Origin of the sequence: Isoptericola sp. NPDC057191 (genome assembly GCF_042670225.1) — a bacterium.
Classification (GTDB): domain Bacteria; phylum Actinomycetota; class Actinomycetes; order Actinomycetales; family Cellulomonadaceae; genus Isoptericola.
Map to the genome: position 1 here is coordinate 1 of NZ_JBHUWC010000138.1, position 11,206 is coordinate 11,206.

Below are 11,206 nucleotides of genomic sequence, written 5' to 3' on the forward strand. Positions count from 1 at the left end.
CCCGCTCACAGCACGAGGGTGGTGTCAGTCCTCGATGGTGACGCTGTTGATGACGATGTCGGTGACGGGGCGGTCGCCGGGGCGGGTCGCCGTCGTGCCGATGCCGTCGACGACGGCGCGGGACTCGTCGTCCGCCACCTTGCCGAAGATGGTGTGCTTGCCGTTGAGCCACGGCGTCGCCGCGGTGGTGATGAAGAACTGCGAGCCGTTGGTGCCCTCGACGGCGCCCGTGACCGGGTTGCGGCGCTTGCCGGCGTTCGCCATCGCGAGGATGTACTTGTCGTCGAACGCGAGCTCCGGGTGGATCTCGTCGTCGAAGGTGTAGCCGGGGCCACCGGTGCCGGTGCCCAGCGGGTCCCCGCCCTGGATCATGAAGTTGTCGATGACGCGGTGGAAGATCACGCCGTCGTACAGGGGGTCGTTGCGCTCGGCGCCCGTGGCCGGGTCCGTCCACGTCGTGGTGCCCTGGGCCAGACCGACGAAGTTCGCGACGGTCTTGGGCGCGTGGTTCGGCAGCAGCTCGATGCGGATGTCACCGGCGGAGGTGTGGAGGGTTGCGAACATGCCCTCATCCTCTCACTCCTCCTCTCCCGGACCCTCACGGCACGGCTGGCGCGTGACGCTGCAGCCCAGGGCGGCTGGTGGCACAGTGGGTCCATGGTGCGAAAGAACGTGGGCGACAGCGTCAAGGACAGTGCCAAGGACCTCAACGAGAAGCTCTCCGCGAAGGTGAGCGAGAAGATGAACGAGCTCGACACCGAGAAGCTCAAGGGCTCCGCGACCGAGGCCGCCGCCGTGCTGGTCGACGTCGGTGCCCGGGCCGCGAGCGGCGCGAAGGACGCCGCGACGCAGGCCAAGACGTGGGCGGAGCCCCGCATGGACCACTTCCTGGAGTGGTTGGTCCCGCGGGCGGAGAAGGCGTGGCAGGACAGCGTGCTCGCCGCCGCCCCGCGGATCGAGAAGGCGGCCGACAAGGCCGGCCCCATGGTCGACACGGCGCACGACAAGATCGTGGAGGAGTACCTGCCCCGCGTGGTGGCAGCCTTCAACGACGCGGCGACCCGCGCGGGTGCCGCGGCGGGGGCAGCAGGGGCAGCCGCCGCGGACGCCGCGCGCGACGCCGCCGAGAAGGCCGGCCGCGCGGGCAAGAAGGCGGCGAAGCAGGCCGCCAAGGAGGCCGCGAAGGCCCAGGCCGCTGCCGAGAAGGCCGCCAAGCACGCGGAGAAGTCGTCCGGCAAGGGCAAGGGGCTCTTCTGGCTCCTCGCGCTGGCGGGCGCTGCCGTGGCCGGGTACGCCTTCTGGCGCCGCGCCCAGCCGCAGAACGACCCGTGGGCGGAGCCCTGGGAGCAGCAGTCCGGTCCGGACTTCGACGGTGCCGCGCGCGATGCGAAGCACGCCGTCGGGGACGCGGCCGAGGCCGTGGGCGAGGCGGCGGGTCACGCCGTCGCGAAGGGCCGGTCTGCCGCCGAGCGCGCGGGAGAGAAGGCCGCCGAGCTCGGTGAGGACGTCGGCGGCAAGGTCACCGGGGCTGTGGACAAGGCTCGGGACAAGGCGACGGACGCCGCGAAGAAGGCCTCCAACCGCAGCCGCTCCACCGCCCCCAAGAACGGCCCCGGCCAGAACGCGGCCGAGTCGGGCGAGACGGGCGAGAAGAAGAACGACGAGGGCGACAAGGCCTGACCGCCAGCCGTCACTCGACGGCACCGCACGCCCGCAGACGAGGGCCCCCGCCAGACGGCGGGGGCCCTCGTCGCGTCTGGCACCACCCCAGGGATGCCATATCGAGATTCGATATGGCATCATCGTCGCGACCGCCCCGGTCGACGACGCCTGGAGAGGACACCGGTCATGGCCCGACGCATGTTCCGCATCGGCACCTGGCTCGCGCTGGCCGCAGCCGTCCTCACCGCGGCCCTGACCGTCACGACGGCAGTGCTGGGGGTCCTGGCACTGACAGGGCCCGTGACCTACCCCGTGGACGTTCGCCTCGGCCCCCTGCACTTCCGCGACACCGTCGTGGTGCGGGTGGCGAACGTGTCGCCGGTCTGCCAGACGGTCGACCTCCGGGCGTCCGACCCGAAGCACCAGCGGGGCGACGGAAGCTTCTGCTACCCGCTCTTCCAGGAGGGTGCCGGCCAGGACGTGCGCGAGGGCGTGGTCCACCAGGACACGGACGTCCGGCCCACGGACGTGCTCCTCTCCGGCGAGGTTCAGCTGACCACCTCGGGTGGCTGGAACTCGTGGGTGGCTGCCCAGGTGGTGAGGAAGGTGGTCGTCGGCACCGTCATCACCATGTGGCTGCTCCTGATGTGGCGGCTGCTCGCCGCGGCGGCCGGCGGCGACGCGTTCACCGCCCGGAGCGTCCGGCTCCTGCGCGCGCTGGGTTGGCTGACGGTCGCGGCAGCCCTCCTGGCGCCGGCGCTGGACCATCTCACCAGCATCTATGCGGTCCAGTCGGTCCACTTCGCGCAGTACGGGCCGCCGTTCCTCGACGTCGTCGGCTCGCGCGGCTACCCGGGCGGCATCAACGTCGTGCAGGTCGCGCTGGGAGGCGTGGTCCTGCTCGTCGCCGAGATCTTCCGGCACGGTGCGGCGATCGAGGACGAGCGCAGGCTGACGGTCTGATGCCGATCGTCGTGCGACTGGACCGGCTGCTCGTCGAGCGGGGGATGACGCTCACGGAGCTCGCCGACCGCGTCGGCATCACCGTGGCCAACCTGTCGATCCTCAAGACGGGCAAGGCCCGGGCGGTGCGGCTCGCGACGCTCGACGCCGTGTGCCGGGAGCTGGGCTGCCAGCCCGGCGACCTGCTCGAGCACGTCGACGGCCCCGAGGCCTGAACGCGACAGGGCGTACCGGCCCGCGTGGGCCGCTCTGCGGAACGACGAGACCCCGCACGCGTGGCGTGCGGGGTCTCGGTGGTGGTGGAGCCAAGGGGACTCGAACCCCTAACCCCCTGCTTGCAAAGCAGGTGCGCTACCAATTGCGCCATGGCCCCGGGCGGCCCGTGGTGACGGGCAGCGGGGGAGCGGCTCAGTCGATGGTGTCGGTGACCTCGGACCACAGGTCCCGGTCGGCCGAGTCCTCGTTGAGCCGGCGCCAGACCAGGAAGCCCGCGCCGAGCGCAAGCAGGAGGACGAACAGCTTCTTCATCTTCAGCCTCCTCGTCACGACCCTGAGGTCGTACGTGTCGGGCCCGGACCTGGTGTGGCCTGGAGTGGGGCTAGGAGGACTTGAACCTCCGACCTCTTCCTTATCAGGGAAGCGCTCTAACCGTCTGAGCTATAGCCCCGAGCGCGCTCCCAGCGGGAGCGCGTGCAGCACGGAACATTACCGTACGCGGTGGCCCCGGCCCAAACCGGGACCGCCGTCACGTGGTGTGACGTCGGTCCCGGTCCGGGACGGTGGTCACTCGTCGGTCAGCGTGAGGTGCACGCCGCCGACCAGCGCGGCCGTGATGTTGTACAAGATGGCCATGATCGTCGCCAGCGCGGTCATCAGCACCACGTTGACGATGGCGATCAGGACCGACAGGGACACGACCCGGTCGAACTTCACGAACTGCATGAGGTTCACGGCCTGCGGGCCGATCGTGTCGCTCATGAAGGACTGGATCGTGGCGAACGTGCCCATGTCGTTCAGCACGTACCAGACGACCATCGTGGCGACGACGGTGATGAAGCCGATCGCGACCGACAGCAGGAACGCGAGCTTCATGACCGACCAGGGGTCGACCCGCGAGACCGAGAGGCGCACGCGGCGCGGGCCTGCGCCGGCGACGGCCGCGCCGACCATCGGCGAGGCGGCGGGCGTGGCACCCGTGGGCGTGGCCTTCCCCTGCACGCCACCGGCCGAGTAGTGCATCTCCGGGCGAGGCTCGGACTTCTTGGCCTGCGCCTGGGGAGCCGCGGTGGTCTGCGCGGCCTGAGGGTCCTTGGGCGTGCCGTCCGGCATCGCCGACTGGACCTTCTTCGCCGCGCTCCGGGCGGCGGCGAGTGCGGCTGCCGCCGCCTTGACCGCCCCCTCCTTGACGGGGGAGGCGCCCTGCGCGGAGGTCGCCCCGGCAGGCTCCGCGGCCGTCGCAGGCACGCCGCCCGCAGCGGCCGGGGCCGGCACGGCCGCCTGCACCTGCGTCGTCTGGAACGCCGGAGCCGACGACGCGGTGCGCTGCGCCGCGGCCCCTCCGACGGTCACGCCGCGCGGGGCGGACCCCTGCGCGGGCGGGGGCGGAGGGACGGGGGTCCGTCGGTGCGTGGCGTCGTCGATGTCCGCTCCCCGTGCCGGGGAAACCGACGCCCTGGTCGACGCGCTGTTCTCGGTCATCAGTCCTCGTCCCCGCTCGTGGTCGGCTCGTCGGTGGTCTGCTCCTCGGCGGCCTGCTCGTCCACGCTAGCCGACTCGACGTCGGCAGGACGCTCGACGTTCCGGGCCACCGCGATGATGCGGTCGCCGCGATCAGGCTTGGCAAAGGTCACGCCCTGCGTGGTACGGCCGGTCAGGTTGACCCCCGCGACCGCCGAGCGCACGATCTTGCCACGCTCCATGATGACCAGCACCTCGTCGTCGGCCTCTGTGACCAGGGCCCCCACGAGGTCTCCACGAGCCTCGACCAGGTTGGCGACCTTGATGCCGTAGCCGGCACGGCCCTGCACCCGGTACTCGCCGATCGCGGTGCGCTTGGCGAAGCCGCCCTCGGTCACGACGAACAGGTCGGTGCCCGGCGTCACGACGTCGGCGTTCAGCAGCTCGTCGTCGTCCCGGAACTTCATGCCGGTCACGCCCGACGTCGCGCGGCCCAACGGGCGCAGCGTGTCGTCGTCGGCGGGGAACCGGATCGACTGGCCCTTGCGCGACACGAGGATGAGGTGGTCGTCCTTGTTGACGAGGCGCGCCGCGACGAGCTCGTCCGGGTTGCCCTGCTCGTCCTCGCGGAGGTTGATGGCGATGAGCCCGCCCGACCGAGGCGAGTTGTACTCGCCCAGGCGGGTCTTCTTCACCAGGCCGCGACGGGTGGCGAGCACGAGGTAGTCCGCGGCCTCGTAGTCCGGCAGGTCCAGCACCTGGGCGATCCGCTCGCCCGGCTGGAACGCCAGCATGTTCGCCACGTGCTGGCCCTTGGCGTCACGACCGCCCTCGGGCAGCTCGTAACCCTTGGCGCGGTACACGCGGCCGAGGTTCGTGAAGAACAGCAGCCAGTGGTGCGTCGTCGTGACGAAGAAGTGCTCGACGATGTCGTCCTCGCGCAGGGCCGCGCCCCGGACGCCCTTGCCGCCACGACGCTGCGCGCGGTAGTTGTCCGACCGCGTCCGCTTGGCGTAGCCGCCGCGCGTGATCGTGACGACGACCTCCTCCTCGGGGATGAGGTCCTCGACCGACATGTCGCCGTCGAAGGGCAGCACCGTGGTGCGGCGCTCGTCGCCGTAGCGCTCGACGATGGCGTCGAGCTCGTCCTGGACGATGGCGCGCTGGCGCTCAGGCTTGGCGAGGATGTCCTTGTAGTCCTCGATCTCGCGCTGGAGCCCGTCGTGCTCGTCGATGATCTTCTGGCGCTCCAGGGCCGCGAGGCGACGCAGCTGCAGCGCGAGGATCGCGTTGGCCTGCTGCTCGTCGACGTCGAGCAGCTCCATCAGGCCGGTGCGTGCCTCCTCGACGTCGGGGGAGCGACGGATGAGGGCGATGACCTCGTCCAGGGCGTCCAGCGCCTTGAGGTAGCCGCGCAGGATGTGGATCTGGCGCTCCGCCTCGGCGAGCAGGTACTCGGTCCGCCGGCGCACGACCTCGACCTGGTGCGTGGTCCAGTGCCGCACGAACGCGTCGAGGCTGAGCGTGCGCGGCACGTCGTCGACGAGCGCCACCATGTTCGCGCCGAAGCTGAACTGCAGCGGCGTGTGCTTGTACAGGTTGTTCAGCACGACCTTCGCGATCGCGTCGCGCTTGAGCACGATCACGAGGCGCTGGCCGGTGCGGCCTGACGTCTCGTCGCGGATGTCGGCGATGCCGGCGAGCTTCCCGTCGTTGACGAGGTCGGCGATCTTCGACGCGAGGTTGTCCGGGTTGACCTGGTAGGGCAGCTCCGTGATGACGAGGCAGATCCGGTTCTGGATCTCTTCCACGTTCACCACGGCGCGCATCGTGATGGAGCCACGCCCGGTGCGGTACGCCTCCTCGATCCCCTTGGTGCCGAGGATCTGCGCGCCGGTCGGGAAGTCCGGCCCCTTGATGCGCTGCATGAGCGCCGCGAGGAGCTCTTCGCGCGACGCGTCCGGGTTCTCCAGGTGCCAGCGCACGCCCTCCGCGACCTCGCGCAGGTTGTGCGGCGGGATGTTCGTCGCCATGCCGACGGCGATGCCGGCGGAACCGTTGACGAGCAGGTTCGGGAACCGGGCGGGCAGGACGACGGGCTCCTGCGTGCGGCCGTCGTAGTTGTCCTGGAAGTCGACCGTGTTGCGGTCGATGTCCCGGACCATCTCCATGGCGAGCGGCGCCATCCGGCACTCGGTGTACCGCGGGGCGGCGGCAGGGTCGTTGCCGGGCGAGCCGAAGTTCCCCTGGCCGGCCACGAGCGGGTAGCGCAGCACCCAGTCCTGCACGAGGCGCACGAGCGTGTCGTAGATCGCCGTGTCGCCGTGAGGGTGGAACTTGCCCATGACGTCGCCGACGACGCGCGAGCACTTGGAGAACGCGCGGTCGGGGCGGTAGCCGCCGTCGTACATCGCGTACAGCACGCGCCGGTGCACCGGCTTGAGGCCGTCGCGCACGTCCGGCAGGGCACGCCCGACGATGACGCTCATCGCGTAGTCGAGGTAGCTGCGCTGCATCTCCAGCTGCAGGTCCACCTGGTCGATGCGGCCGTGGTGCACCGCGACCTGTCCGTCGGTCGTCTCGAGCGCCTCGTCCTCCGGGGCGCCGTCCGTCATGTCGGGACCGGGGGTCTCGTCCGTCACCGTCTACCTTCTTCCTGTCCTGCGCCGCCGGGGCGCGGGTTCCGTCGTCCTCGCTCGGTCGGTGTACAACGGCGGTCGCACGTTCTGTACGACGCCGTGCACACCGCTAGATGTCGAGGAAGCGGACGTCCTTGGCGTTGCGCTGGATGAAGCTGCGGCGGGACTCGACGTCCTCGCCCATGAGCACCGAGAAGATCTCGTCGGCCGCGGCCGCGTCGTCCATGGTCACCTGCAGCAGCGTGCGGTGCTCCGGGTCCATCGTGGTGTCCCAGAGCTCGGTGTAGTCCATCTCGCCCAGACCCTTGTACCGCTGGATGCCGTTCTCCTTGGGGATCCGCTTGCCGGCGGCGATGCCCTCCTTGAGGAAGGCGTCCCGCTCGCGGTCCGAGTACACGTAGTCGTGCGGCGCGTTCGACCACTTGAGCCGGTACAGCGGCGGCTGCGCGAGGTACACGTGGCCGTGCTCGATGAGCGGGCGCATGTAGCGGAACAGCAGCGTCAGCAGCAGGGTGCAGATGTGCTGGCCGTCGACGTCGGCGTCGGCCATGAGCACGATCTTGTGGTACCGGAGCTTCGAGATGTCGAAGTCCTCGCCGATGCCCGTGCCGAACGCGGTGATCAGCGACTGGATCTCCTGGTTGGAGAGCGCCTTGTCCAGGCGGGCCCGCTCGACGTTCAGGATCTTGCCGCGCAGCGGCAGGATCGCCTGGTTGTGCGGGTTACGACCGCGGACGGCGGAGCCGCCGGCCGAGTCGCCCTCGACGATGTAGACCTCGCAGTCCTCCGCGCGGTTCGACTGGCAGTCCTTGAGCTTGCCGGGCATACCGCCCGAGCTGAGGATCCCCTTGCGCCGGGTGGCCTCGCGCGCCTTGCGCGCCGCGATCCGCGCCTGCGACGCCTGCACGGCCTTGCGGATCACGTCCCGGGCCTCGGTGGGGTGGGCGTCGAACCAGTCCACGAGCTTCTCGCGGACCACGCGCTGGACGAACGTCTTCGCCTCGGTGTTCCCGAGCTTAGTCTTCGTCTGGCCCTCGAACTGCGGCTCGCCGAGCTTGACGGAGATGACGGCGGTCAGGCCCTCGCGGATGTCGTCACCCGTGAGGTTGTCGTCCTTCTCCTTGATGATCCCCTTGTCACGCGCGTAGCTGTTCACGAGCGTGGTCAGCGCCGCGCGGAAGCCCTCCTCGTGCGTGCCGCCCTCGGTGGTCGAGATGGTGTTCGCGAAGGTGTGGACGGACTCGCTGTACGAGCTCGTCCACTGCATCGCGATCTCCACCGAGATCTTCCGCTCGGTGTCCTCGGACTCGACGTCGATGATCTCGGGGTGGATCAGCTCGGACTTCTTGGCCGCGTTGATGTGCGCCACGTAGTCGGTGAGGCCGTTGTCGTAGCGGTACCGGACCGTGCGGACCGGGTTCGCCGCCTCCGCGTCCGTCTCGCCGTCGCCGGACACCATGTCGCCGTCCGTGGCTCCGGGGGCCTTGCCCACCACCTCGTCGTCGGCGACCGCGTGCCCGGCCCGCTCGTCGCGCAGGGTGATCTGCAGGCCCTTGTTCAGGAAGGCGTACTGCTGGAAGCGCGAGCGGAGGGTCTCGAAGTCGTACTCGGTCGTCTCGAAGATCGAGTCGTCCGCCCAGAAGGTCTGCGTGGTGCCGGTGCCCTCGCCGTCGGCGAGCGGCTCCAGCCGCTGCACCTCGCTCACGGGCTCGCCACCGTCGCGGTACTCCTGGCGCCAGTGGTAGCCGTCGCGCCGCACCTCGGAGACGAAGCGCGTGGACAGGGCGTTCACGACGGACATGCCGACGCCGTGGAGACCGCCGGAGACGGCGTACCCGCCGCCGCCGAACTTGCCTCCCGCGTGCAGGATCGTCATGACGACCTCGAGCGTGGGCTTGCCCTCGGTGGGGTGCATCGCGACGGGGATGCCGCGGCCGTTGTCCCGGACGCGGACGCCACCGTCGGCCATGAGGGTCACCTCGACGCTGTCGGCGTGCCCGGCCAGGGCCTCGTCCACAGAGTTGTCCACAATCTCGTACACGAGGTGGTGGAGGCCGCGCTCACCGGTGGAGCCAATGTACATGCCAGGGCGCTTGCGGACGGCCTCGAGGCCCTCCAGGACGGTGATGTTGCCGGCGTCGTACCCGTTCCCCGGTCCGGTGGTTCCGTCGGCGACAGCATCAGGACGGGGGGTGTCGGTTCGGTCTGCCACAGGCGGGACTGCTCCTCGGTCGTCGTGCACGCGCCGGCGCTTCGTGCGGTGCGCAGGCGGCGCGGCTCTCAGGTTCCGGGCACGCGCTCGACCGAGTCGTGCGAGAGGTCGGACCACGACCCGGAATGACCGTCCCAGTCTACCTGCCGGAGGCAAGGAAACGGCGGATTGACGCCGCTGGAGCGAAGTTCGGCACACGTTGTCCACAGGTGGTGGACGACGCGTTCTCCACACCCTTGTCCACAGGGTTCTCCCCAGGGTTGTCCACAACTTTTGCGCCGGAACTGGGCGTCTCGCCCGTTGCGTCGGTCATCTGTCTTCTGACCGTTATCAGAAGCTCTCCCGTTTTTGACCGAAACCTGGTGTACTACACGACGATTCCCCGTAACGCACGCTGACCCGGCTGCGCCTTCGCCGGTCACCATCGAAGGGACCACCCCACAGTGAAGAGGACCTTGGCGGGCGTCGCAGCGACGACGCTCGCCGTCGGCGGGATGCTGGTCGCCACCGCGGCGCCCGCCTCCGCCCACACCCCCGACGTCAACGACAGCTGCTCGAGCCTCGAGGTGAAGCTCACCCAGTACCACGGCGCGGACGTGACCGTCACCGTCGACGGCAAGACCGAGGCCGACGAGACCTTCGACACCGCCTGGCAGCGGACGTTCGACCTCGACGGCACCGCGGGCCACGAGTGGTCCGTCGTCGTCGACGCGCACGACGGAAGCCAGTTCGACTGGTCCGACACCGGCCGGACCGAGCCGTGCCCGCCCACCACCCCGGAGCCTGAGGTCGGCGAGGCGCAGGTCGCCATCTACCTGTACCCGAAGAAGGACAAGGACAAGCCTGCGGCGTGGGAGAACTCGGGCCTGCAGGAGCTCGTCGCCACGACGACCATCCCGTGGACCAAGGACTCCCCCCTCGACGACTCCTACTGGTACACCACGCTCCCGGAGACGTCGATCCTCGACAAGATCGACGTCTGCACGGACTGGGGCATCCAGCAGGACCTGCTCTCCGGCGGCCCTGACGAGTACGAGGTGCCGCAGAACATCGAGTTCCCCGACGGGACCGGGCACTCCGGGCACCTGCTCGACTGGACCCACCAGGAGCTCGAGGACCTCGGGATCACGCTGCCCGGCGGTGAGATCTGCGGGGGAACGCCGGAGACGCCTACGACGCCCACCCCCTCCACGCCCCCGGTGACGCCGGACGAGATCGTCGTGCCGGTCCCGCCGGTCGCGGCGACCGTCTGCGGGGCGACGTCCTCCGACGTCGAGCTCCCGGCCGCCACCGCCTCGATCACCTACGTGAGCACCGAGCAGGGCGTCCTCGCCATCCCGGCGGAGCACTACGCCTTCGGCGACGACCTCGGTGGCTACACGCGCACCGACACGGGCGACGTCATCTTCCCGATCGAGAAGCTCGTGCCCTCGGCCGAGGACTGCGCGCTGGTCCCGGGCGACATCGCCGCCGTCTGCCAGGGCGACACCCCGTACCTCCAGTACGGCGTCTCGCTGCCGGAGGGCATCGAGGTCGACGACGACACCCCGCTGACGATCACGTTCATCAACCCCGACGGCGGCAAGAACTACGTCGCCGAGGACCAGCCGCTCGAGGGCTCGCTGCTGTGGCCGGGCGCCACGGACACGGCCCCGAAGCAGTGGCCGGGCTGGGAGCAGCAGGACGACGGCTCCTACGTCGAGACGGACGGCAACTACGCCTGGACCCGCGACGGCGTCCAGGTCCTGTTCGAGGTGAACCCCGAGTACTCGACCGTCGTGGACTACCCGCCGGAGTCGTCGCAGTGCGCCAACCCGGTCGGCGTGGGCGGCCCGGACACCGAGGTCGTGGCTGACGACGCGGACGTCCCGCCCGCGGACGCGGTCGGGCAGGCGGACGAGCTCCCGCAGACGGGTGCCACGGTCGGCCTCTTCGCAGGGCTCGCCGCGCTGCTCGTCGCCGGTGGTGGGCTGCTCTTCTGGCTGCGTCGCCGCATCCAGCACTGACGCCTCGACGATGACGAAGGGCCGCCGGTGAGCCGGCGGCCAGGGTC

General features: G+C 70.2%; 9 protein-coding genes and 2 tRNA genes. 4 read left to right on the plus strand and 7 right to left on the minus strand.

The genetic code is table 11. The features are described 5' to 3' along the window. Nucleotides 1-24: 24 nt before the first annotated feature. Nucleotides 25-564 carry a peptidylprolyl isomerase gene (locus ACFT55_RS15215; RefSeq protein WP_380244683.1) on the minus strand — a complete coding sequence of 180 codons (540 nt, stop codon included), beginning with the start codon at nt 562-564 and terminating at the stop codon, nt 25-27. Between the two features lie 93 nt (nt 565-657). Here ACFT55_RS15215 and ACFT55_RS15220 point away from each other — a divergent pair, with 93 nt between their 5' ends. The 3 genes from ACFT55_RS15220 (at nt 658) to ACFT55_RS15230 (ending at nt 2,840) form a co-directional block, all read left to right on the plus strand. Continuing rightward, the gene (locus tag ACFT55_RS15220) at nt 658-1,680 is read left to right on the plus strand and encodes a hypothetical protein (protein WP_380244684.1); all 1,023 of its coding nucleotides are present in this window, start codon (nt 658-660) and stop codon (nt 1,678-1,680) included. Nucleotides 1,681-1,848: 168 nt separating this feature from the next. After that, the gene (locus ACFT55_RS15225) at nt 1,849-2,625 is read left to right on the plus strand and encodes a DUF2975 domain-containing protein (protein ID WP_380244685.1); all 777 of its coding nucleotides are present in this window, start codon (nt 1,849-1,851) and stop codon (nt 2,623-2,625) included. Then, nucleotides 2,625-2,840 (plus strand): helix-turn-helix domain-containing protein, encoded by a 216-nt coding sequence (locus ACFT55_RS15230; protein WP_380244686.1) that lies wholly within the window; start codon nt 2,625-2,627, stop codon nt 2,838-2,840. The genes ACFT55_RS15225 and ACFT55_RS15230 overlap by 1 nt, the downstream gene beginning before the upstream one ends. 82 nt (nt 2,841-2,922) lie before the next feature. Here the strand turns inward: ACFT55_RS15230 and ACFT55_RS15235 are convergent. The 6 genes from ACFT55_RS15235 to gyrB all read right to left on the minus strand — a co-directional run bounded on the left by ACFT55_RS15235 (nt 2,923) and on the right by gyrB (nt 9,153). Next, nucleotides 2,923-2,998: transfer RNA gene (locus ACFT55_RS15235), tRNA-Ala, on the minus strand. 35 nt (nt 2,999-3,033) lie between these two features. Then, nucleotides 3,034-3,153, minus strand: coding sequence for a DLW-39 family protein (locus ACFT55_RS15240; RefSeq protein WP_380244687.1), 120 nt, complete (start codon nt 3,151-3,153; stop codon nt 3,034-3,036). 65 nt (nt 3,154-3,218) lie between these two features. Beyond that, nucleotides 3,219-3,292, minus strand: a tRNA-Ile gene (locus tag ACFT55_RS15245). Nucleotides 3,293-3,408: 116 nt separating this feature from the next. Further along, nucleotides 3,409-4,323: a DUF3566 domain-containing protein gene (locus ACFT55_RS15250; protein WP_380244688.1), complete on the minus strand. Its 915-nt coding sequence runs from the start codon at nt 4,321-4,323 to the stop codon at nt 3,409-3,411. Continuing rightward, nucleotides 4,323-6,944 carry a DNA gyrase subunit A gene (gene gyrA / locus ACFT55_RS15255; RefSeq protein WP_380244689.1) on the minus strand — a complete coding sequence of 874 codons (2,622 nt, stop codon included), beginning with the start codon at nt 6,942-6,944 and terminating at the stop codon, nt 4,323-4,325. The genes ACFT55_RS15250 and gyrA overlap by 1 nt, the downstream gene beginning before the upstream one ends. A 106-nt stretch (nt 6,945-7,050) precedes the next feature. Continuing rightward, nucleotides 7,051-9,153: a DNA topoisomerase (ATP-hydrolyzing) subunit B gene (gyrB, locus tag ACFT55_RS15260; RefSeq protein ID WP_380244690.1), complete on the minus strand. Its 2,103-nt coding sequence runs from the start codon at nt 9,151-9,153 to the stop codon at nt 7,051-7,053. Nucleotides 9,154-9,596: 443 nt separating this feature from the next. Here gyrB and ACFT55_RS15265 point away from each other — a divergent pair, with 443 nt between their 5' ends. Next, the gene (locus ACFT55_RS15265; protein WP_380244691.1) at nt 9,597-11,159 is read left to right on the plus strand and encodes an LPXTG cell wall anchor domain-containing protein; all 1,563 of its coding nucleotides are present in this window, start codon (nt 9,597-9,599) and stop codon (nt 11,157-11,159) included. Nucleotides 11,160-11,206: the final 47 nt, after the last annotated feature.

Bases quoted from the DNA above. Each gene is read 5' to 3' on its own strand.
- ACFT55_RS15250 (WP_380244688.1), bottom strand. From the start codon at position 4,323: ATGACCGAGAACAGCGCGTCGACCAGGGCGTCGGTTTCCCCGGCACGG.
- ACFT55_RS15220 (WP_380244684.1), top strand. From the start codon at position 658: ATGGTGCGAAAGAACGTGGGCGACAGCGTCAAGGACAGTGCCAAGGAC.
- ACFT55_RS15215 (WP_380244683.1), bottom strand. From the start codon at position 564: ATGTTCGCAACCCTCCACACCTCCGCCGGTGACATCCGCATCGAGCTG.
- ACFT55_RS15225 (WP_380244685.1), top strand. From the start codon at position 1,849: ATGGCCCGACGCATGTTCCGCATCGGCACCTGGCTCGCGCTGGCCGCA.
- ACFT55_RS15230 (WP_380244686.1), top strand. From the start codon at position 2,625: ATGCCGATCGTCGTGCGACTGGACCGGCTGCTCGTCGAGCGGGGGATG.
- ACFT55_RS15240 (WP_380244687.1), bottom strand. From the start codon at position 3,153: ATGAAGAAGCTGTTCGTCCTCCTGCTTGCGCTCGGCGCGGGCTTCCTG.